Annotated in this window: 1 protein-coding gene; it reads right to left on the bottom strand. The window is 67.5% G+C overall.

The window, feature by feature from the left end; all coding sequences use genetic code 11:
* Positions 1-85: 85 nt before the first annotated feature.
* A partial coding sequence (locus PUR71_RS00605; RefSeq protein WP_329924294.1) for an NUDIX domain-containing protein occupies positions 86-255 on the bottom strand: 170 nt, incomplete at its 5' end.

Below are 255 nucleotides of genomic sequence, written 5' to 3' on the forward strand. Positions count from 1 at the left end.
ACGCGGCGATGGCGGCCCGGCATTCTACGGGGTGGTGGTCGCTGTAATAGAGGCCGGTGAGGAAGTGGGCGAGAAGTTACTCCCGTCAGTCGTGGGGAGGTGGGGGCGCGGCATTGGCGGGGACCTTGCAGGCGGGGGCTTCCACGAGCAGCATTCCTGGGTGCTCGGCCGCGTCTTGAGTTACGCCGTGTTCCCGTGCGATCTCTCGGACGAGGGCCTGTTCATGGGTTTCGCCGGGTTCCGGCTTGCCGCCGG

The organism is Streptomyces sp. SP17BM10, assembly GCF_036322405.1.
Classification (GTDB): Bacteria; Actinomycetota; Actinomycetes; order Streptomycetales; family Streptomycetaceae; genus Kitasatospora.